We start from the raw sequence: 20,375 nt of genomic DNA, 5'->3' as shown, positions 1-20,375 counted from the left end.
GCTTCGCGCCGCCCGTTTAGAGCGAACTGGTGCAATCATTTGCTCCTACAGCAATTTTTGATCCCAAGAACCACAAGAAATTTTTTGAAAGTGTTGCTTCGCAACACTTTCAAAAAATTTCTTGGTTTGGGTTTGATCGCAAAGCGCTGTAAGAAATCGCTAGGACATCCTCAGCAGTCTAATTTGCGCGACGATGAAAATAGCGGGAATAATCCGCCCGTAATTGGTGGCGATCGCCCGCCAACCTAAATCCGCAAAAAATAACCCCCATAGGGCAGGCGTAATTACTGAAAAGACCGTCCTCGCCGCCGTGTACTGTGTCGCCGCCACCGCCATACCCCGTTTGGCTAAATATGTCGAAACATAGGCATTTAGGCGCGTCGCGATCGCCGTTCCTCCCGCCTTAAGAACTTCATACCCCACTTGATAAGATGCAAAATGCCAAGCCATCTGACGGGCGATCGCATTCAATACTGCCGAACGAACGACTGTGCTAACGGCGATCGCACTACCACCTTTAACTAATAAGCTCATCGGATTCCTTTGCGCGTCAATGGGCAAAGACTTTTGCAGATCTGACTCGGTAAGTACCGCTTGCATTGAATCGTCAAGGCTAGAGCGTTCTTGAGGAGATAGATTTTTCCATGAATTACTAATTAAATTCAGAAATAATTCTGACTCGATATCTTCAATGGATTGATTCTTGGAATACTTGATATGGAGATGTTGGCAAACTCGCTCCAAAACTTCGCGATAACTGACATGGCTAGTCTTGCGGCGTAACACCGTTAAACCATCAGCGGCAAGAAATTTGAAACGTTTGGCGATCGCCTCAATTAATTCATCGCGCTCCAAGTTTTGTAATTCTCTCACTGGTGGGGTAGCAAAATAATCAAGGGGATTGAATTTGCGCCGAAAGAGGATATCTGCGATTTGGTATATTTCCTCATCAGTCGCCAACGTGAGAACATTGATTAACTCGTCCATTGCCCCATCCATTGATTTTTAACGAACAGTATCTCCAGCTTTCCTAAGCTTAGAAGATTCTAGTACTAAATACTTAAAACACAAAATCTCACTAGGGAGTGGGGAATTTGCAGTTTCTTGGGACAAAGATTTTTTTGCAGGATTAACAACGATTTTTCCTGTGATTACTGGTCTTGCAACTGTTGATTTTGTAACTGTTGATTTTGTAACTGTTCGATCTCACGGATTACCCTAATTTGGCTGGATTGTAAATGATTACTTAGGGCGATGACCGCCTCTTCACAATTGCCCTGCGCGATCGCTTCATAAATTTGCCGATGCTCGTAACTAATTTCTAATACCTTGGGGTTTTGCTGGATTGTTTGCATCCGCAAGAGCGCCATTTTGTCGAATAGTTGATCGAGTAAAAGCGCTAACCAAGGATTGCCAGAACATTCCGCGATCGCCCGATGAAACTGATAGTCGATATGCAGCAATTGATAGCTAGTCAGTTGATTGGGTTCTTGGAGAATCGCTTTTTCGGCTTGAAAAATTGCTAACTCGATTTTGGCTAACTGCTCAGCAGTCGCGTAGGTACAGGCTTCAGTTACCGATTCCTGCTCTAGCACCAAACGACAGCGATACAGATGTTTGGCATCAGCGGGCGAAAAGCTAACTACACGTAAATTGTTATTTTCATCGCTCACGATAAGTTGCTCTTGCTGCAACTGTTGCAAGGCTTCGCGAATTGGGGTGCGGCTGACCTGTAGCTTTTCAGCAATTTGTGTTTCGACTAGCCGTGAACCTGCCAAAAGCTCCCCTGACAAAATAGCCGAACGTAAAACCTGATAGGTTTGCTCTCGTAAAGATTGTGAACGTTGAATGGAACGAGGTGAAGAAAGCAACAATCAAGAATCTCCTAAGATCTGCATGAGTAATTTTCTATGATTTCGACCCCTAACAGATCGATTTTAGCCATGAAAATTTTATTTGATTTGCATTAAATGACATTTATGGCAATCTAGCAATAATCGCTACTCCCTTCCCAGCAAAGAAATAGACATACAAGACCAAGAATTAGCGTTGTGGCGCTTTACGCCGCAACGTCTAATTTTTCACTGGGTAGAGAGTATCTAGTATATAAATGTATACAGTATATTGTGTACATGAAGGTTGTTTGCCATTGTTTTCCCCTGTCTCATACCAATTTCCAAAATGACAACGCCATTTTGGAAATCCCAAAACTTTACTGAGTTTGTTTTTTAATTCACTGATTAATTCACTGATTTTAATATAAGGAATAATCTGCGCATGATCGCCCTATCCCCGAAACTTGCTATTGATAGCGATCGCCTTGATCGCCGCATTGCTGAACTTGCCAAAATTGGAAATCTAGCTAATGGTGGGGTATGTCGATTGGCTTTTTCCGAGGAGGATATTCAAGCTCGTCAACTAGTTAGGACTTGGATGCAGGAGGCGGGAATGTCTGTCCGTAACGATGCGGCTGGAAATATGATCGGTACTTATGCAGGTACTGAAGCGCAAGCATCTTTGGCAACGGGATCGCACATTGATACCGTACCTGTGGGCGGTCGCTATGATGGCTGCTTGGGAGTTTTGGCGGGCATCGAGGTAGCAAGGGTTTTACAGGAAAATCAAATGCGGCTCCGTCATAACTTTGAGGTCATTGTTTTTGCCGATGAAGAAAATAGCGTCATTGGTTGCAAAGCGATCGCGGGAAATGCACCGACCGATCCCGAAAAATATCGTCGCAAAGATGGCACATCGATTCAGACCTGCTTAGAAAGAGTCGGTGGCGATTGGTCAAAATTACATACCGCCCAACGAGATCGTCACGATATTGCCGCATTTATCGAGTTGCATGTGGAGCAGGGGGGCGTACTTGAATCCTTGGATAAAGCCATTGGCGTAGTTACGGGTATCGTCGGTCAATACCGTTTTAAGGTGACGATCCTCGGTCGTCCTAATCATGCTGGCACGACCCCGATGTCTATGCGAAAAGATGCGCTTTTGGCGGCTTCCCAATTGATCATCGCCATCAATCGACTAGCTACAGAAACTGAAGGCGAACAGGTGGCAACGGTAGGTCACCTAACGGTTTTACCTAATGCTACGAATGTTGTGCCCGCCCATGTGGAGATGAGTATCGATTTGCGCGACCTTTCCGAAGAAAATTTACAGTATCTCATCGCCCGTATTGAAAAAGAAGCGGAGGCGATCGCCCAAAACACGGGAACGGAGATCGCCATTGAGCAAAAGCTCCATATATTACCGACCCCTGCCCACCCCCCCATCATGGAAGCGATCGCGATATCTTGCCAAGAACTCAAACTCAGCTATACCTATTTACCCAGTCGTGCAGGACATGATGCTCAAGAAATCGGACGCTTTACCAATATGGGCATGATTTTTGTCCCCAGTCGGGCTGGTATTAGCCATTCTCAAGATGAATATACTTCTCCAGAGCAATGCGCCCAAGGTGCAAATGTTTTGTTGCGCACTCTCTTAGCGATTGATCGCAGTTATAAGTAATAAGTAGCTAGGCATAAGTCAACTTAAAACCTAGAAGAGCGTACCGCCCGCTACGCGGGCGGTACGCTCTCTGGTTTTGGTTTTTAATTATGCCTAGCTACTTACCAAAACTAAAAATATAACTATGGCAACCCTTCTAGTCAAAAATATTCATACCCTAGTGACAATGGATCGCGATCGCCGCGAACTGCATAACGCTGCCATCTTTGTTAGGGATAATGCGATCGAGGAGGTAGGACTAACGGTCGAATTGCCACAAACTGCCGATGAAGTCTTGGACTTACAGGGCAAACATATCGTTTTGCCAGGGTTGGTGAATACCCACCATCATTTTTATCAAGTTCTTACCAAAGTTGTGCCTGCCGCCCAAAATTGTGAATTATTCAATTGGCTGCGAAACCTTTACAAGTTTTGGTCAAATCTAACTTCCGAAAGTATTTATATCGGGGCGCAGATGGCAGCTGCTGAACTAATTTTATCGGGTTGTACTACGGCTAGCGATCATCTTTATATCTATCCCAACGACTGCAAATTGGATGATGAAATTGCGGCGATTAAAGCGATCGGGATGAGATTTCATGCGAGTCGCGGCAGCATGAGTGTTGGTGAGAGCCAAGGCGGACTTCCTCCCGACCACTTAATCGAAAAAGAAGTTGATATTCTCAAGGATTCCCAAAGGCTCATCGAGCAATACCATGACTCCTCGCGTTATTCCATGCTAAGGATGACCTTAGCACCCTGCTCGCCCTTTACCGTATCCACGGATTTAATGCGAGAGTCTGCGAAGATGGCGCGTTCCTATACCAGTGTGAGACTGCATACCCATCTGGCGGAAACGCAATCTGATGTAGATTACAGTTTAGCTAAATTTGGCAAAATTCCTGGAGACTATGCGGAGTCTGTCGGTTGGTTGGGCGATGATGTGTGGCACGCGCACTGTGTTAAATTGAGTGATGATTCGATTTTGAAGTTTGGAAAAACGGGAACGGGAGTTGCCCATTGCCCCTGTAGCAATATGCGTCTCGCTAGTGGCATTGCCCCGATTCGGAAAATGCTCGATCAAGGAGTTCCTGTCGGTCTGGGGGTTGATGGCTCGGCATCTAGTGACACGGGTAATCTTTTGCAAGAAGCAAGAACGGCATTTCTTTTGGCGCGGGTGAAGGACTGCGATCCAACTGCGATGAGTGCGCGGGATATTTTAGAAGTTGCTACCCTTGGTGGTGCGAGGGTGCTGGGACGGGATGATATTGGCGCGATCGCCCCAAATATGGCAGCAGATTTTATTGCTATTGATATCGAGCGATCGCAATTTGCTGGTGCGCATCACGATCTCGTTGCTGCGTTGATATTTTGTCCTGTCCCATCGGTGGACTACAGCTTTATCAATGGTCGCAAGGTGGTGGATCGCGGTCAATTAACTACCCTCGATCTCCCGATGTTAATCGAACGTACCAATAAAATCTCCCGCCAACTTGTTAACGAGTAAAAGTTCTGTACTGCCTTAGTACCAGACAATAGGGAGCATGATTGAGATCGGCTAATTGATCAAAGAACTAGACCTATTTGGGTTCCTTTACCAACGCCCTATCTCCACATCTGGAACCATCTTTAGCAGTTTGCCAATAGTAATAACATTGCCCTCCATTCTGGGTGATATTGAAAATTCATTTTGGAGTAGTGGAAAAAAATTTAAAAAAAATTTGACTAAATGCGATCACTATCTGCTATATTAAATGAGGTCGAAAAAAGACCACAAAAAAGGGCGCTTAGCTCAGTTGGTAGAGCGTCTCGTTTACACCGAGAATGTCGGGGGTTCGAGTCCCTCAGCGCCCATTATTAAATTCCCAAAATAGCAACGCCATTTTGGGAATTTCAAAACCTTACTGGGTTTGTTTTTAAATTCACTGAAGTGTTGGCTCACTTCAGTGAATTGGTATAATTTATATCTCTGGAGATTACCTTTATACAAACTTAGATAGCGATCGCTGGTAACATCTAGGATAATTTCTGGAAAGGAGTAAGCATCTGATGTCATCAGTCAATCAGCAAGAAGTTTTAGCAAGCTTTAAAATTTTGGTAAGCATGGCAAAAGCCGATGGCAAACTACTCGAAGAAGAGTTTGCTAGCCTTGCCGATACCTTTGAAGAAATCCATTTACCTGAAGGCATTACCGTCGATCGCCTGTTGAACGAAGAGGATGAACCGATTGATACCTTACTGACTAAAATTACTAGTGAGATTGCTCAGGAAATGGTTTATCAATCCGCCTATGCCATGGCAAATATCGATGGGGAATGTAGTTCTGAAGAAAAGTTACTGTTAGATAAAATTGGTGCAACCTTTACTAGTTCTAAGCTTTGGGGTAAGCAAGAATGGCTAGAAACCTTAGAACGCCGCTCTACCCGATCTTCCATTTCTGAGCAAGTTCGTCAAATTGACGATCCCGATAAACGTGCTATGGAAGTGGAAAATGCCACTACCGATGCCTGCTTTTTAAATGCTGTGTTAGGTGCTTTTCCAATTCCAGGAGTAGCGATCGCTTTTGATATGTTGATCTACTGGAACCAACTCGATCTCGCTCAGGCGATCGGTCAAAGTTGGGGCTACGACCGCAACCGCGAAGATTTCCGCAAAGCGATATTTGGGAGTTTGGGGATAACGGGTACCAGAATTGCCGTGAGCAATCTGGCTAAGTTAGTCCCTGTATTCGGAATGGTCGTAGGTGCGACGACTGCCTACGCAAGTACTTGGGCCTTGGGCAAGGTTGCCAATCAATACTTCGCCTCTGGTGGTGAAATGGATGCCTTTAGCCTACGGCAAGCCTTCAAGCAAGCCAAAAAAGAAGGCGAAGCTATGTACAAAACTAAAGCCGATGAGATCGCTGCTAAGAAACAAGCGATCGAGCCACAGGTTCAATTGCTGAATGAGGCACTAAAGGCTGGGACTATTACCCCTGAAGAATATCAAGTAAAGCTTAAAGAGCTTCTCTAGAGATCCTCCATTCCCAGTGAATAATTAGCGTTGCGGCGCTTCGCGCCGCAACGTCTAATTATTGTTTTTTGATGTCGGTGGGAAGGGAGTAGCAATGCTTGAGATATACCAAGTTAAGAAATGGCTACGCCATTTCTTAACTTGGTATTAGATATATTTAGCCGTTTAATACATCTTTTTTATGCTGGGGAGCTGCCGCTACTGCGGCAACCTCGGCGATAAGTTCATCGGATACTCCCATTTCTCTGAGGGTAAGGATTAAGTCCTCCGCCACGGCATCAAAGTGATCGCCATTTAAACCTTGCTTTTCGACTAACTCTTTGTGAGCTTGACGCATTAATTGACCATCGTATTTATCAGTGCCACCAAAGGCATAGGTCAGAAAAGCTTTTTGGTGCGATCGCTGTTTCTTCATATCTGTATTGGCAAAGAAATGCTTAATGCGATCGTCTTGTAGCACCCTTTCATAGAAGCGATCAACCGCTAGATCGACTGCGGCAGCACCACCAAGTTTTTCAAATAATGTTGTCATGGGATTTCCTTTTGCTTTGTGTAAATCATTAATACCAATTTCCAAAAGTGTGGCTACACTTTTGGAAATTGAAAACCAAACCCAGTAAGGGTTTTAAAATCACAAAATGGCGTAGCCATTTTGTGAATTGGTATAATACCAATTCACGAAAGTGTCGTTACACTTTCGTGAATTAAAAAACAACTCATCAAGGTTAAGCATCAAAAATAGATCTAACTAGACTTTTAACGACCCATACATCAATATCATCGGTTCTTACGGCTTCAGCAATCCGCTGAGCGCGATCTAGATCGGCTGCGATCGCAAAGACTGTTGATCCCGAACCTGACATCATCGCCCCAAGACATTCCTGTTCGAGTAGCCTATTTTTAAGTTCGGAGATAGCTGGATATTCAGGCAAAACCACTCGTTCGAGATCGTTATAGAGCAAGCGCCCCAACTTGCTAGGAGCAGAATCCCCACCCGAGGCGATCGCTGCTACCAATTGGCTCGATAGATTTTGATTTTTAACTGGACTGGTAGCAAGTAAACCTTGCGAACGAAAAGTTTGATATGCCCAAGCTGTAGCGATCGCAATGCTTCGGGGCTTACAGATGACTAAAACTAAATCCGTGAGATCGGGCAATGGAGAAAGTATTTCGCCACGACCAGTTGCAATAGCCGTACCTCCAGACACGCAAAAGGGAATATCAGAACCTAACATGGCGGCAAAATCACAAAGCTGGGACTGAGTTAGCCCCAGTTCCCAGAGTCGATCAATTCCCACCAACACGGAAGCGGCATTACCCGATCCCCCAGCTAAACCTGCCCCCATGGGAATTTGTTTATCGATCGCGATTTCCATTCCCCCCACTTCAGGGAAATTATGCTGGAGCAAGGCTGCGGCTTTATAGGCGAGATTGCTCCGATCGCAAGGCACTTCAGGATTCGTACAAAGTATCTGAATCTCGTCGGTAGAAGTTTTGCAAATATCAACGCGATCACAGAGATCGATGCTTTGCAGGATCATCACCAGATCGTGATAACCATCGGGGCGATTTCCCGTAATCTCTAGATAGAGATTAATTTTTGCCGCAGCCTTGAGAGAAATACGCGAGGTCATTGGAAAAAGGTTCGCTTATATATATGTTGTAAATTTTTTTGATCGAGATCGGAACCACCACGACGGAGCGATCTCATTTGAGTCTCGACCATAAGTTTGGCATCAGCACGGGAGACGGGCTCAAACTGAATACCATCAGGACTAGTTGTAATAAGGAAAAATAACCTTTGGGCGTAGAGTGTGGTAAACAAACTACGAAAATCATCCACCCTACATAAGCGAGATAGCAAGCCAAAAGTAGGATGATTTAGATAGTGTTCGGACATTTGGCAGGCTGGAAATATAGTGAATTTGATAAATCAAGGAGAGTTGAGTTTTTTCTGTGTCATAAACTACCTAAGTTTAACGACACTATTGCAATTGGCAATGACAAAAGAAGCTTAAAAACCCCTAGAAATTCGACAATACAACCTATTCAATTATATTGCGACTACTATTTTGATATGTTTAGAGCGATTAATTAGTAAATGTTATCAAACCTTAACGATTTTTGTCTAAGCTTTGAGAAAATTATGGAGTCACGGAGGAGTTAATTATGGATCGACTTTCTAAATTTCGGATTCTGGCAGGATTACTGGTTATTCTTTCCGCAATTGTCATTTTTTTGACAGCGCCAGAGGCGATCGCCGCCGAACGTCGTCCCGTGATCCCCGCTAATGGTCAGCCGATTTTGGGTGGAAATATGCATGGTAGTGACTGGCGATCGGCTGCGAAGGAATCAAAACAAGCCTATTGTCAAGAAGCTTTTGCCGCTTTCCGTGGCTCTGCGGCTCAGAGCTATATCATCAGTCACAATATTCAAAGCCTGAGTCCCGCAGGGCTATGCGATCGCATAGATCAGTATTACAGTCTCGAAGAATACCTTGATGATCGCTTGGGTTCGGCAGCAGCGATCGCCCCAATTTTATTTGCTGATACCCCCATTGGTACTAAGTACTAAGTAGCTGGGCGCAATTAAATATAAAATCCTAAAGCCCGTGGTGCTTGCTAGGCGTGCGTCACAGGTTTTAGGGTTTTAATTATGCCCAGCTATTTGACAGAGATTACCAACTAAAAAATCAGAAAAAACAAAAGTTTTACCCATATAAAGCCTTTGGTCGCTGGACTTGGGAACAAGTCAATTTGTACAATTGTCTGTGTGTTAAACGACAGTTTATCCCACCTCAATCCGTATAATTACTCATTAGATATGTTTATGGTACATAAAAATACATGTAACATAAGATAGAATCTGAAACATAAAATATTTTGTGGTGTGATCGCAACGTTTTAAAAGCGTTTTAAAGGAAGTATGAGCAAACAAACTGAAGCCCCATCAAAAGAAATTTCTACATTGAGCGTAACCTCTAAAAAGTTATATTCCGAGGAAGTTCAAGCCGAACTAGCGGAATTGCAATCAGATATCGATATTCTTTTACAGCAATTGCAAAGCTTGAGTAGCCAACGCCTGACCACCGTAGGGAGTGCTCAGTAGTGGTTGCCATACAAAACTCCTCCCATACCCTTACCCCTGAGACTACACTCCGCGACATTATTAAAACTATTCCCGCTGAATGCTTTGAGAAGAAGCCTCTTAGAGCATGGCTGAGTGTTTTATTTTCTGTAGCAGCTGCTGCCTTAGGCTATGCCAGTATTGCTTTCTCGCCTTGGTACTTATTGCCCTTTGCATGGATTTTAACGGGGACAGCCTTAACTGGCTTTTTTGTAATTGGTCATGACTGCGGACATCGTTCTTTTTCTAACAAGATTTGGGTTAACGATCTCGTAGGACATCTTGCTTTCTTGCCATTGATTTTCCCTTTTCACGGCTGGAGATTTAAGCATGATCACCATCACCTGCATACCAATAAAATGGGTGAAGATAATGCTTGGTATCCTTTCACCGTTGCCGAATACGAAGAGGGCAAGGGGTTAATTTCTAACGTTTATCGGATGATTCGTACGCGATTTTGGTGGATTGGTTCGATTTTACATTGGGCTAACCTCCACTTCGATGCCAGTATCTATCCTGAACGGCAACAAAAGCAGGTGAAGTTTTCCTATCGCTTGGTCATCGCTTTTGCTGTAATCGTCTTCCCAGTTCTGATCTATACCACTGGCTTGATGGGTTTTGTTAGCTACTTCGTAATGCCTTGGTTGGTCTATCATTTCTGGATGAGTACCTTTACGATCGTTCACCACACCATGCCTGATATCCAATTCAAGGAAAAGGATCAATGGCACGCAGCGACCGAGCAACTTACGGGAACCGTGCATTGCGATTATCCAGTTTGGGTTGAATGGTTGTGCCATGATATTAACGTGCATGTACCTCACCATGTTTCTACGGGTATTCCTGCTTACAACTTGCGTTTGGCGCATAAATCTCTGGATGAGAATTGGGGGCAATATATGTACAAAACTAAGTTCTCATGGGAATTGATGAAGGACATTGGCGATCGCTGTCACATTTATGATGCTGAGAAATGTTATAAAACTTTTGCGGAAGTAGATGCTTCTAATAAAGTTTAGATAAAATTCAAATCCCCAAAAAAAGCGATGCTTTGCATCGCTTTTTTTAACCCCAAAAGAAGGTTGCCGCACGGAGCGGCAACCTTCTTTTGGGGTTTATTACCAATTCCCAAAATGGCAACGCCATTTTGGGAATCTCAAAACCTTACTGGTTTTGTTTTTTAATTCACAAAAGTGTTGTCACACTTTCGTGAATTGGTATTATTTACAATTTAGTGAGAAAGGCGATCGCTTCTACATGGGATGTTTGGGGGAAGAAATCGATCGGTTGAATGCGGGTGATTTGATAGCGATCGCCTTCGCATAGGAGTTTGAGATCTCTCGCCTGAGTGGCAGGATTGCAACTGACATACACAAGGCGATCGGGGGCATTTTCACGGAGAAATGTAATTACTTCAGGTTCGCATCCTTTACGCGGCGGATCGAGAATCACAATATCGGGATGTAAATTGAGCGTGCCAATCAGTTCTTCGACTTTGCCAGTATGAAAAACTACATTGTCAATGCCATTGAGTTCGGCATTAAGCTTACCTTGAGCCGTAGCCTGTGGCTGGATTTCGATCGCGATCGCCTGTTTGACTTGTTCCGCTAGGGGTAAGGCGATCGTGCCAATGCCAGCATAGGCATCTAAGAGAACTTCCGTTCCTTCTAACTTAAGTTCTGCTTCAATGATTTTTAACATTTGTTCGGCTTGCTCGGTATAGACCTGAAAGAAGGTATCCCCACGTAGACGGAAGGTTAATCCCGCAAACTTCTCCAATAGATAATCTTTTCCTGCAATGCAGCGGCTTTCCCGTCCAAAAATGGCATTGGTCTTATCGGGATTGCAATTGAGGATCACGCCAACCACCTTGTCATAGCGCTCCAACCAAGTTTGAGCAAATACGCTTAAGTTGGGAACCTGCCAATCTCGCGTTACTACAGTAATTAGAATCTCTCCTGTCGATCTGCCAATCCGCAGTCCGAGATGCCGCAGTAATCCAGTATGCGTATTCTCGTCATAGATTTCCCAACATTGATTGTGAATATCCATTTTTAGCTCGGCAAGCATGGGATCGAGCCGTTCGTCTTGGGCGGGACATTGATTGAGATTGACAATCCGATGGCTTCCTTTTTGGTAATATCCAGCCTTGAGATTGCCATCCTTACCCGTTGCTAGAGGATAAGTAACCTTGTTGCGATAGTGGAGGCTATCCTTTGCGCCAACGATTGGGGAAATGAGATCGGTCAGCATTTCGGGGCTAAATCCCCCAATTCTCTGCAATGCTTGCAGGACGATATTTTGCTTGGTTCTTAGCTGAGCTGGATAGCTGACTGCTTGCCATTGGCAGCCACCACACTTATCGGCAACAATGCAGCTAGGTCGCACGCGATCGCTTGATGGCGTAAGGATTTTTTCAATGCTGGCATTAGCAAAATTTTTCTTGACGAATTCTAGTTTTACCTGAAGGCGATCGCCTGGCACGCTATTAGGAACGAAGATTGCGATATTTTCGTAACGCCCCACCCCATCGCCGCTATCCGCAAGATCGTCAATGGTGAGCGTGATTTTTTGTCCCTGTAATAGCATGTTTTTATTGGTTTAAGAGGAAAAGCGCCAAGCATTATATGATTTAAAGCTATAGGATTTAAAGCAATGTTAATTCGATTGTTTCAAAAGCAAGATAGCGATCGCATCGCGCAGTTGTTCCATGATACTGTGCGTGAGGTGAATATTCGCGATTATTCACTTGAACAGGTCAAGGCTTGGGCTCCCGATGACTTGCATTTCACTAACTGGATAGAGGATTGTAGTAACAACTTTACCTATGTTGCGGAAGAAGAGGGCGAAATTATTGGCTTTGCCCAGCTAGAAACTAATGGTCATATAGATTGCTTCTTTTGTCATAAGGACTATCAGCGCTGTGGTGTGGGAACGCGGCTATATCGTGCCATTGAAGCCAAGGCTCTGGAATTAAAAATCGATCGCTTATTTGTGGAAGTGAGCATTACCGCGAGAGCCTTTTTTAAAAGTCGTGGCTTTAAGGTGGTGCAGGAGCAGCAAGTTGCTTGTCGTGGGGAAAAACTCACCAACTTTGTGATGGAGAAGTCTCTGGCAAAATATTTAGAGATTCCCGATCGCTTTGTGGTGGCAACTTTTTATCACTTTGCCGATTTGAAGGATTATCGAGAGATGCGATCGCCCATCACGGATTTCTGTAACGATCGCGAACTTAAGGGCGTAATTTTACTCGCACCAGAGGGGATTAATTCCACAATTGCAGGTAGTCGAGAAGGTATTAATGCGCTATTAAGTTATCTTCGTTCCGATCCACGCTTGCAAAATTTGGAACATAAGGAAGCTATTTCGGAAGTCATGCCTTATAACAAACTACGGGTAAGGCTTAAAAAGGAATTGGTAAAGTTTGGAGTATCAGGTATCGATCCTAGCAAGGAAGTCGGAACCTATGTCCATCCCCACGATTGGAATGCCTTAATTTCCGATCCAGAGGTAATCGTGATTGATACGCGCAATATTTACGAAGTGGAGTTTGGTACTTTTAAAGGAGCGATCGATCCGCATTTAGATTTCTTCCATGAGTTCCCTAAGTACGTGGAAGAGAATCTTGCTATGGATAAAAGTAAAAAGATCGCGATGTTTTGTACAGGGGGCATCCGTTGCGAGAAAGCAAGCGCCTATATGCTGGCTCAAGGGTTCGATGAGGTTTACCATCTCAAAGGCGGCATTCTCAAATACTTAGCCGAAATCCCTCCCGAAGAAAGTCTCTGGGAAGGAGAATGTTTTGTCTTTGACGATCGCATTGCAACTAAGGGTTCTGCAATTTAATTGAGTGGTGCGGCTTAGCCGCGCTACTCAATTAAACTGTCTCAGGATCAACCCCGATTGACCGTAAATAAGTCGCTAATTTTTCCTTCTGTTGCCGTTCTTGGTCAGCGATCGCTTGCATTTGTTGTTTAGCTAAACGTTCTTGTGCCGCCATAATTTCAGCATTGGCAGCCCTTTCTTCAGCGGTGAGATAGCGATCGCCTGAAGCGTTATACCAATAGAGCCATTCACGCTGCCAAGCAATATGTTCTCCCTCTTCATAACCGAGAGCTAAATCAATTTCTGGTAGCCAAACACGATTATTCTCAATGGGTAAAAGTTCGTACTTACCTGCAATTAGTCGATAAACTTCCAATCTCTGCCTATTTTTAAATCTTCCTCTACGTCCACTTAAGGGATTGTAAATCGCATAGTAGAGAATACCTAATGTTTGGTAATCGGCTAACTTGTCCTCATATTCACTGTTATAGCGCTCAGAGACAACCTCTAAGGCAAAGATCGGCATGATGTTCTGCTCTTCCCACAGCACATAACTGAGCCTTCCTCTTTCACCTGTATCATGCTTGACTCCCATCGCGAGAAAGCCATCAGGCACGATCGCAGGTTCATCAGGATTATAGTAAATACCCATATCTACGCCAAAATACCAATCATCCCGATCTGCCCAAATAGAGGCTAATAAACTCAGCAGTAAATTGGGGATGTCATTTTGTAACTGATTATCCACAGGCGTTTCGTCAGATGATGGCAATTCTTCAGCAGTGGGAAGAATCCGATTAGTTGTATAAGTGAGGTTAACCATAGCTTGTACAAGCGCAGCATTAAGTTACCGCAATTCTAACAGATGGAATATAAGTAGCTAGGCATAATTACAAACCCAAACCCGTAAAGTTGCAACCCGTAGGGTTGCAACTTTACGGGTTTGTAATTTATTTTGCGCAAGTATTTATAACGCACGCTGCGCGTGCGCTATAGGTTTTAGTTCTGTTTTTTTAATTATGCCCAGCTAAGTAGTTATACCAATTCCCAAAAGTGTGGCTACACTTTTGGGAATTGAAAACCAAACCCAGTAAGGGTTTTAAAATCACAAAATGGCTACGCCATTTTGTGATTTGGTATTAAGTATAAGTAAGCTTAAAACCTAGATAAGCGTAACGCCCGCTACGCAGGCGTTACGCTTATCTAGGTTTTGGTTTTTAATTATGCCGAACTACTTACTTAAATGATTTAGGAATGTCAATGAAAAAATGGTTCTGTTATTTCCTTTGCCATAGGTAGTATTTCTCGGTGGCTGACAATTAAGGAGGGAAAGTTGCGCTGACTGTAATCTTTTCCCATTTCTAAGGGAAAGATATTTTGAGAATCCTCTAAGGGAATCCAGATCGCGCCGATCGCTTTGATGATCGCCCAAGCCGCCGCAATATCCCAGATCTTTGGAGTTGCTTCCACTGCGCCAATCGTAGAGCCGATCGCTACGGTTAAAATATTGTAAGTTGCAGCCCCCATCATCCGCATTTTAAAAGGGAATTCCGCTCTGCCCATTTTGGCTAAACTGCGAGAACAGGCACTAAAAAAGTAATTACTCAACGCATCGGGATCGGGAGCGATATCAGCTAGATGAATCTCGCGATCGTTCAAAAAAGCTGCCGAGCCATTCTCATCAGCCCAGCCATAAATATTTTGGTGTAGGGGTGGGACGGCAACATAGCCAAAAACGGGAGTGCCGCGATGCAATAAGCCTAGGGATATGCCCCAGATCGGGATACCTCTAGCAAAATTAGTTGTGCCATCGAGGGGATCGACGACCCAAGCCCATTCGCGATCGGGTAAAATTTGCGTTGATTCTTCCGTTAAAACGCCATATTCAGGAAATTCTCTTTCTAGGGATGATTTTATATATTCATCTGCCCAGCGATCGCTGCTGGTGACAAGACTGCCATCTTCTTTGTTAATGGCGACTCTCGCCTCTTCAAAGTCCGCAAGTAGGCGGGTTCCGACTTGTTTCGTTAATTCTTGGATGAAGGGAAGAATTTTTTGCCAGTTATTCATAGCTTGTTAGGATACCCCACGAAGGAAAGAGAGCCGCAAAGCAGCCCTCTTTCACTACCATATCCTAATATAGCTGTCGCCAATTGTACTAGGACATAAAGCCCAAGAATTAATTGGCGGCGCTTCGCGCCGCCAATTAATTCTTGGGCTTTGATTTGTCCTAATTCAAGTGACTGTAGCTATACGTTTGGCGACAGCTATAATTGCGGCTAGCTAATTGCGATAAAATGCAATGATGTTAGGACTTATGAGGATTTTGTAGACCTATGAACTTGAGCTTGAACCTGAGTCTAAGTTTAGGTCGCGTTTGGGCGATCGCCACTAATGTCTTTCGCGAAACCGTACGCGAACAAGTGCTTTATTTATCTTTGCTATACATTGCGATCGCGGTGTCAGCAATGCTGCTGTTGCCCGAATTTTCCTATGATTCATCGGCGAAGATGATCGTGGATGTGGGCATTGCGGCGATCGAGGTGGTGAGTTTGATCGTAGCGGTGTTAGTAGGCACTAACTTGATTAATAAAGAAATTGACAAACGTACAATCTTTATCCTAATTGCCAAACCCATGCATCGTGCTGAATTTGTCTTGGGTAAGCACCTCGGGCTCACAGCCGTAGTTGGGGCGTTGGTCTCGATTATGACCGTGATTTTTGTCATTCTGATGGCGATCAAGCAAATCCCTATTCCGATTCCCGCGATTCTCACGGCTAACTTTTTTATCTTCTGGGAAATTATGCTATTAGGGGCGATCGCCATTTTCTTTGGCTCCTTTACAGGTTCGTTGATTGCCTCTTTACTAACCCTTGGAGCCTATTTGATTGGTAACTTTAGTCGCGATCTATTACTACTAGGCGAAATTTCCAAAAATCCCAGCTTGCAGGCAGTAACGCGCACCTTTTACATGATCTTGCCCGATCTGTCCCGTGCAAATCTTAAAAATGACGCAGTTTATAATATTTTGCCAAGCATCATGGATATGTTTAACAATGGCGTTTACATTCTCAGTTATGCCCTGTTGACCCTAGCCGTCACCATTTTTATCTTTGCCCGTCGCCAATTTTAATACCAAGTTAAGAAATGGCGTAGCCATTTCTTAACTTGGTAAGTAGTTCGGCATAATTAAAAAACAAAAACCAGAGAGCATACCGCCCGCTGCGCGGGCGGTATGCTCTTCTAGGTTTTAAGTTTAGGGACTTGCGAGAGAATAAGATACCAATCCAGATTTGCCAGAATCGGTGGCGCAGCTCCGCCGCGCCACCGATTCTGGTTTTATATTTGGTACTTCATTAAATCGCAAGTCCCTTACTTATGCCTAGCTACTTATAAGGTTTTGAGATTCCCAAAATGGCAACGCCATTTTGGGAATTGGTATTAGAGCTAGCTATAGCTGCCGCCAGTTTTGTTAGGACAAAATCAAACCCCCAAAGAGAGTTGCCGCGCGGAGCGCGGCAACTCTCTTTGGTTTATATCCTGATACAGTTGGCGGCAGCTATATATCCTCATGGGATAAACAGATATAGGGACGCTAAGCGTCCCTATATCTGTTTTGGGTAAGATAATTATATTTAGTGGACAGACTATGCGATATCGTCGTTTTGGCAAAACTGAAATGCTCCTATCGGTATTTTCCTTAGGAGCAATGCGCTATTTGGAATCGGCAGAGAATGCCCATAAAACCATTTTGCGGGCTTTAGAAGTGGGGATCAATCATATTGAAACTGCCCAAGGCTACGGTAAAAGCGAAGAATTCATTGGCAAAGCGATGCAAAATGGATTGAAGGCAAGGCGCGATCGCTTTTACCTAACTACCAAAATATCGCCAACTAAGGATGCTGACTCCATGCGTCGTCAGATCGAGCAGTCCTTAAAAAGAATGAACGTGGACTATATCGATAACTTTGATATTCATGGAATTAATCTATACGAACATCTCGAATTAGTAAAAAATCCTCAAGGCTGTATGAAAGCGGTCAGAGAAGCGATCGATCAAAAAATAATCGGTCATGTGGGATTTTCTACCCATGCGCCCCTTGAGGTCATTCTCGCCACGATTGAGACGGATTTATTTGAGTCGGTCAATTTACATTATTACTACTTCAATCAGCGCAATGCTCCTGCGGTGCAGCTTGCCCATGAAAAGGATATGGGGGTATTTATCATCTCGCCATCCGATAAAGGAGGAATGCTCTATAACCCTTCCGAAGAATTAACGGGGGTTAGTTATCCCTTTACGGCTTTATATATGGGCGATCGCTTTCTGCTCAGCGATCCGCGTGTTCATACTCTCAGCCTCGGTGCTGCAAACCCTGCCGAAATTGATTCCCATCAAGATGCATGGGATCACGATGAGCCGATGTCAGAGTTAGAGCAAGCCGTACTCGACTGCATGAATCGTCGCTATAGCTTCTTAGAAAACGATCTCTGTTCCCAATGCTATAAATGTTTGCCCTGTCCTGAAGGAATTAATATTCCTGAGGTTTTAAGGCTAAGGAATTTAGCGATCGGCTTTGATATGGTGGAATTTGGCAAGTATCGTTACAAAATGTTTGAAAATGCGGGACATTGGTTTCCAGGGAATAAAGCAATTCGCTGTACGGATTGCGGTGATTGCTTGCCGCGTTGCCCAGAGAATTTAGATATTCCGAGACTGTTACGCGACACCCACGATCGCTTAAGTGGGCAGGAAGGAAAACGCCTTTGGGAATAAGCCTATCTAGCTAATGTTTGCTTTACAAATATAAAACCCTAAAACCTGCGGCGAACGCTGCGCGTTCGCCGCAGGTTTTATACCAATTCCCAAAATGGCGTTGCCATTTTGGGAATCTCAAAACCTTACTGGGTTTGGTATTTAATTCACAAAAGTGTTGTCACACTTTCGTGAATTGGTATTAGATCTGGATTCTAATGACGCTGAGCTGAGGTACTTATCAAACCCCAAGAATTGACTGGCGGCGCTTCGCGCCGCCAGTCAATTCTTGGGGGTTATGTCCTAGTACAGGCGACAGCTATATACGGAGAAGAGAAGATTGGCGCGAAGCGCCGCTATTCTCGGTCGTTGATTTTTTGGTATCCTAGATATCTATTTAGATCGAATTAGATCGAAGAGGTTGGGGCGCAAGCGCCCCAACCTCTTCTCAGCAAATTGTATAATACCCAGACTAAACCTATGGCATCTAGCTATTCTTTCGATATTGTTAGCGATTTTGATCATCAAGAACTGGTCAATGCGATCGATCAAACTCGTCGTGAAATTGTTAGTCGTTATGACTTAAAAAACACAAAAACCGAAGTGGAGCTTGAAAAAGAATTAATAACCATTAACACCAACAGTGAAATGACCCTCACGGCTGTAGTTGATGTGATGCAGTCGAAGGCAATTAAGCGAGGATTATCCTTAAAAATCTTTGACTATGGAGAAATCGAATCGGCAAGTGGAAATCGTGTAGTTCAGAAAATTAATCTTAAAAAAGGAATCGAGCAGGATCAAGCGAAAAAACTTTCCAAGCTTATTCGCGATAGTTTTCCTAAATGTCAAGCTTCAATTCAAGGTGATGCGTTGCGGGTTACTTCCAAATCAAAAGATGAACTCCAAGAAATCATTCAACTTGTAAAAGCAGAGGATTTTCCCCTCGCTTTACAGTTTACGAACTATCGCTAATCGCGACTAAAAAAGAAGGGCGCATAGCGCCCTTCTTTTTCTTGTGGGCAGTTTAGGAAGCTTTAGATATTTGCTCTAAAATTCTCTGCACAATTTCAAATCCAGTTAGGGTCTGCCAGACAAAAACACCAAGGAGCAAGACGTTTACGGAAATGTGCGTAATTCTTGCCCAGTCTTTACCCTTTTGGAGTAAGGGAGCTAATGCTGTTGATATAGCCGCCAAAAAGACTAAGCCCAAACCTGCAATGAGATGAGCGCCAACAAATAGCTTGCCATTGTTACTATAGGTCACAGCCATACCACCGATCGCTCCTGCCACCATCAATACTAAAAATATCGATCCGAGATTATGGTGGAGAAGATTGTAGCGTTTGGAGATCAGGGTCTTTTTCTCTTCACCTTCCGTACTACGAATTCTACGGTATTGCCAGCCAGTATAGCCTGCGTAGATTGCTAAAAATAGGGTTAAAAGCATGAGGATCGGGTGAGCAAAAGTCACCACGGTTTTCAATGGTTCGGTAATTGCGATCGTCATAAAATTGGTGAGGTATCTAGAGGTATCTATGAGAAGGAGACTTGTGAAGATTTTGCAGCAAATCTTTGCGAATCTTTAATAATTTTAATATGATTTTTCCCATTTAGTAAAAGTGCTGCTTTGTAAAGGCTTTAGGCGATCGCTTCCCAGTTGGAAAAAGTTGCGGCTTGCCCCCATAATTTATTGTTTTTGTCCACCACATTCCAGATAATTGCCTGATCGATATAAAAGCGATCGCCATTACTCGCAATCCTGATGCCGCGATAGTTGCTAATGTAGCCCTGCGATTTTGCCTGTGCTAATAGTTGTTCTCTTTCACTGCGTTCTATTGGTTCGGCTGTGTAGCGTGATGGCGTTGAGGTTAGGGTTTGCCAATCCATTTTCCAGAGGTCGAGAGCTTTTTGATTTCCATAGTTTAGAATTGGATCGGCTTGAGTGCCGTGGGAAACAACCACAAAATTAGCATTAAATAATGAATTCGCAATTTCCAATGGCGATTGGCGATCGGTAATGGGAATGAGGTCGTTACCTGTCCAATGATGAAAGCTATAAAGCAATAATTGGATATGTGCTAATAGTTCTGTTTGTAACCAAGGTTCCGATTTATTTATACTCATAATTTGCCCGCCAAGCGATCGCTACCGCTATAA

20 protein-coding genes and 1 tRNA gene are annotated in these 20,375 nt (G+C 43.9%); 11 read left to right on the top strand and 10 right to left on the bottom strand.

Going from position 1 to position 20,375, the window contains the following annotated elements; all coding sequences use genetic code 11:
* Positions 1–159 precede the first annotated feature (159 nt).
* Positions 160–999 carry a YaaW family protein gene (locus PseudUWO310_RS05480; protein ID WP_223805548.1) on the bottom strand — a complete coding sequence of 280 codons (840 nt, stop codon included), beginning with the start codon at positions 997–999 and terminating at the stop codon, positions 160–162.
* Between the two features lie 152 nt (positions 1,000–1,151).
* Positions 1,152–1,874 (bottom strand): GntR family transcriptional regulator, encoded by a 723-nt coding sequence (locus tag PseudUWO310_RS05475; protein ID WP_142599750.1) that lies wholly within the window; start codon positions 1,872–1,874, stop codon positions 1,152–1,154.
* 403 nt (positions 1,875–2,277) lie between these two features.
* Between PseudUWO310_RS05475 and PseudUWO310_RS05470 the strand changes: the two genes are divergently transcribed.
* The 4 genes from PseudUWO310_RS05470 (at position 2,278) to PseudUWO310_RS05455 (ending at position 6,510) form a co-directional block, all read left to right on the top strand.
* Positions 2,278–3,519 (top strand): Zn-dependent hydrolase, encoded by a 1,242-nt coding sequence (locus tag PseudUWO310_RS05470; protein ID WP_142599749.1) that lies wholly within the window; start codon positions 2,278–2,280, stop codon positions 3,517–3,519.
* Between the two features lie 124 nt (positions 3,520–3,643).
* Positions 3,644–5,005: an 8-oxoguanine deaminase gene (locus PseudUWO310_RS05465; RefSeq protein WP_142599748.1), complete on the top strand. Its 1,362-nt coding sequence runs from the start codon at positions 3,644–3,646 to the stop codon at positions 5,003–5,005.
* A gap of 274 nt (positions 5,006–5,279) precedes the next feature.
* Positions 5,280–5,352, top strand: a tRNA-Val gene (locus PseudUWO310_RS05460).
* 195 nt (positions 5,353–5,547) lie between these two features.
* Positions 5,548–6,510, top strand: coding sequence for a hypothetical protein (locus PseudUWO310_RS05455; RefSeq protein ID WP_142599747.1), 963 nt, complete (start codon positions 5,548–5,550; stop codon positions 6,508–6,510).
* A 157-nt stretch (positions 6,511–6,667) separates the two neighbouring features.
* On the opposite strand, the gene PseudUWO310_RS05450 is transcribed toward PseudUWO310_RS05455, so the two are convergent.
* The 3 genes from PseudUWO310_RS05450 to pipX form a co-directional block, all read right to left on the bottom strand.
* Positions 6,668–7,042, bottom strand: a complete 375-nt coding sequence (locus PseudUWO310_RS05450) for a group I truncated hemoglobin (RefSeq protein ID WP_142599746.1) — start codon at positions 7,040–7,042, stop codon at positions 6,668–6,670.
* Between the two features lie 193 nt (positions 7,043–7,235).
* On the bottom strand, positions 7,236–8,144 hold the full coding sequence (gene ispE, locus PseudUWO310_RS05445) for a 4-(cytidine 5'-diphospho)-2-C-methyl-D-erythritol kinase (RefSeq protein WP_142599745.1): 909 nt from the start codon (positions 8,142–8,144) through the stop codon (positions 7,236–7,238).
* Positions 8,141–8,410: a transcriptional coactivator PipX gene (pipX, locus tag PseudUWO310_RS05440; protein ID WP_009625994.1), complete on the bottom strand. Its 270-nt coding sequence runs from the start codon at positions 8,408–8,410 to the stop codon at positions 8,141–8,143. The genes ispE and pipX overlap by 4 nt, the downstream gene beginning before the upstream one ends.
* A gap of 269 nt (positions 8,411–8,679) precedes the next feature.
* Between pipX and PseudUWO310_RS05435 the strand changes: the two genes are divergently transcribed.
* From PseudUWO310_RS05435 to PseudUWO310_RS05425, 3 genes are all read left to right on the top strand, one after another.
* Positions 8,680–9,084: a hypothetical protein gene (locus PseudUWO310_RS05435; protein WP_142599744.1), complete on the top strand. Its 405-nt coding sequence runs from the start codon at positions 8,680–8,682 to the stop codon at positions 9,082–9,084.
* Positions 9,085–9,435: 351 nt separating this feature from the next.
* Positions 9,436–9,618 (top strand): hypothetical protein, encoded by a 183-nt coding sequence (locus PseudUWO310_RS05430; RefSeq protein ID WP_009625996.1) that lies wholly within the window; start codon positions 9,436–9,438, stop codon positions 9,616–9,618.
* Positions 9,618–10,655, top strand: coding sequence for a fatty acid desaturase (locus PseudUWO310_RS05425; RefSeq protein ID WP_142599743.1), 1,038 nt, complete (start codon positions 9,618–9,620; stop codon positions 10,653–10,655). The genes PseudUWO310_RS05430 and PseudUWO310_RS05425 overlap by 1 nt, the downstream gene beginning before the upstream one ends.
* Positions 10,656–10,860: 205 nt before the next feature.
* Here PseudUWO310_RS05425 and rlmD read toward each other — a convergent pair whose 3' ends face one another.
* Positions 10,861–12,225 (bottom strand): 23S rRNA (uracil(1939)-C(5))-methyltransferase RlmD, encoded by a 1,365-nt coding sequence (gene rlmD, locus PseudUWO310_RS05420; protein WP_142599742.1) that lies wholly within the window; start codon positions 12,223–12,225, stop codon positions 10,861–10,863.
* A 66-nt stretch (positions 12,226–12,291) separates the two neighbouring features.
* Here rlmD and PseudUWO310_RS05415 point away from each other — a divergent pair, with 66 nt between their 5' ends.
* Positions 12,292–13,482, top strand: a complete 1,191-nt coding sequence (locus PseudUWO310_RS05415; RefSeq protein ID WP_142599741.1) for a rhodanese-related sulfurtransferase — start codon at positions 12,292–12,294, stop codon at positions 13,480–13,482.
* Positions 13,483–13,513: 31 nt separating this feature from the next.
* Here PseudUWO310_RS05415 and PseudUWO310_RS05410 read toward each other — a convergent pair whose 3' ends face one another.
* Together PseudUWO310_RS05410 and PseudUWO310_RS05405 are read right to left on the bottom strand one after the other, a co-directional pair.
* Positions 13,514–14,284, bottom strand: a complete 771-nt coding sequence (locus PseudUWO310_RS05410) for a Uma2 family endonuclease (protein WP_142599740.1) — start codon at positions 14,282–14,284, stop codon at positions 13,514–13,516.
* A gap of 434 nt (positions 14,285–14,718) precedes the next feature.
* Positions 14,719–15,531, bottom strand: a complete 813-nt coding sequence (locus PseudUWO310_RS05405) for an inositol monophosphatase family protein (protein WP_142599739.1) — start codon at positions 15,529–15,531, stop codon at positions 14,719–14,721.
* A 266-nt stretch (positions 15,532–15,797) separates the two neighbouring features.
* Between PseudUWO310_RS05405 and PseudUWO310_RS05400 the strand changes: the two genes are divergently transcribed.
* The 3 genes from PseudUWO310_RS05400 (at position 15,798) to PseudUWO310_RS05390 (ending at position 19,190) form a co-directional block, all read left to right on the top strand.
* Positions 15,798–16,595, top strand: a complete 798-nt coding sequence (locus PseudUWO310_RS05400; RefSeq protein WP_055076612.1) for an ABC transporter permease — start codon at positions 15,798–15,800, stop codon at positions 16,593–16,595.
* 516 nt (positions 16,596–17,111) lie between these two features.
* Positions 17,112–18,239, top strand: coding sequence for an aldo/keto reductase (locus PseudUWO310_RS05395; protein ID WP_142599738.1), 1,128 nt, complete (start codon positions 17,112–17,114; stop codon positions 18,237–18,239).
* Positions 18,240–18,698: 459 nt separating this feature from the next.
* Positions 18,699–19,190, top strand: coding sequence for a YajQ family cyclic di-GMP-binding protein (locus PseudUWO310_RS05390; protein WP_009626412.1), 492 nt, complete (start codon positions 18,699–18,701; stop codon positions 19,188–19,190).
* 52 nt (positions 19,191–19,242) lie between these two features.
* Here the strand turns inward: PseudUWO310_RS05390 and PseudUWO310_RS05385 are convergent, their stop codons facing one another.
* Both PseudUWO310_RS05385 and PseudUWO310_RS05380 read right to left on the bottom strand, forming a co-directional pair.
* Positions 19,243–19,725 carry a DUF4079 domain-containing protein gene (locus PseudUWO310_RS05385; protein ID WP_142599737.1) on the bottom strand — a complete coding sequence of 161 codons (483 nt, stop codon included), beginning with the start codon at positions 19,723–19,725 and terminating at the stop codon, positions 19,243–19,245.
* A 131-nt stretch (positions 19,726–19,856) separates the two neighbouring features.
* Positions 19,857–20,342: an MEKHLA domain-containing protein gene (locus PseudUWO310_RS05380; protein WP_142599736.1), complete on the bottom strand. Its 486-nt coding sequence runs from the start codon at positions 20,340–20,342 to the stop codon at positions 19,857–19,859.
* Positions 20,343–20,375 lie beyond the last annotated feature (33 nt).

The organism is Pseudanabaena sp. UWO310 (genome assembly GCF_006861605.1).
Lineage (GTDB): Bacteria > Cyanobacteriota > Cyanobacteriia > Pseudanabaenales > Pseudanabaenaceae > Pseudanabaena.
The sequence above is the reverse complement of the archived record's forward strand: the minus strand, read 5'-3'. Positions and strand labels throughout refer to the sequence as shown.

Bases quoted from the DNA above. Each gene is read 5' to 3' on its own strand.
- PseudUWO310_RS05480 (WP_223805548.1), bottom strand. From the start codon at position 999: ATGGATGGGGCAATGGACGAGTTAATCAATGTTCTCACGTTGGCGACT.
- PseudUWO310_RS05470 (WP_142599749.1), top strand. From the start codon at position 2,278: ATGATCGCCCTATCCCCGAAACTTGCTATTGATAGCGATCGCCTTGAT.
- PseudUWO310_RS05465 (WP_142599748.1), top strand. From the start codon at position 3,644: ATGGCAACCCTTCTAGTCAAAAATATTCATACCCTAGTGACAATGGAT.
- PseudUWO310_RS05455 (WP_142599747.1), top strand. From the start codon at position 5,548: ATGTCATCAGTCAATCAGCAAGAAGTTTTAGCAAGCTTTAAAATTTTG.
- PseudUWO310_RS05450 (WP_142599746.1), bottom strand. From the start codon at position 7,042: ATGACAACATTATTTGAAAAACTTGGTGGTGCTGCCGCAGTCGATCTA.
- ispE (WP_142599745.1), bottom strand. From the start codon at position 8,144: ATGACCTCGCGTATTTCTCTCAAGGCTGCGGCAAAAATTAATCTCTAT.
- pipX (WP_009625994.1), bottom strand. From the start codon at position 8,410: ATGTCCGAACACTATCTAAATCATCCTACTTTTGGCTTGCTATCTCGC.
- PseudUWO310_RS05435 (WP_142599744.1), top strand. From the start codon at position 8,680: ATGGATCGACTTTCTAAATTTCGGATTCTGGCAGGATTACTGGTTATT.
- PseudUWO310_RS05430 (WP_009625996.1), top strand. From the start codon at position 9,436: ATGAGCAAACAAACTGAAGCCCCATCAAAAGAAATTTCTACATTGAGC.
- rlmD (WP_142599742.1), bottom strand. From the start codon at position 12,225: ATGCTATTACAGGGACAAAAAATCACGCTCACCATTGACGATCTTGCG.
- PseudUWO310_RS05415 (WP_142599741.1), top strand. From the start codon at position 12,292: ATGTTAATTCGATTGTTTCAAAAGCAAGATAGCGATCGCATCGCGCAG.
- PseudUWO310_RS05410 (WP_142599740.1), bottom strand. From the start codon at position 14,284: ATGGTTAACCTCACTTATACAACTAATCGGATTCTTCCCACTGCTGAA.
- PseudUWO310_RS05405 (WP_142599739.1), bottom strand. From the start codon at position 15,531: ATGAATAACTGGCAAAAAATTCTTCCCTTCATCCAAGAATTAACGAAA.
- PseudUWO310_RS05400 (WP_055076612.1), top strand. From the start codon at position 15,798: ATGAACTTGAGCTTGAACCTGAGTCTAAGTTTAGGTCGCGTTTGGGCG.
- PseudUWO310_RS05395 (WP_142599738.1), top strand. From the start codon at position 17,112: ATGCGATATCGTCGTTTTGGCAAAACTGAAATGCTCCTATCGGTATTT.
- PseudUWO310_RS05390 (WP_009626412.1), top strand. From the start codon at position 18,699: ATGGCATCTAGCTATTCTTTCGATATTGTTAGCGATTTTGATCATCAA.
- PseudUWO310_RS05385 (WP_142599737.1), bottom strand. From the start codon at position 19,725: ATGACGATCGCAATTACCGAACCATTGAAAACCGTGGTGACTTTTGCT.
- PseudUWO310_RS05380 (WP_142599736.1), bottom strand. From the start codon at position 20,342: ATGAGTATAAATAAATCGGAACCTTGGTTACAAACAGAACTATTAGCA.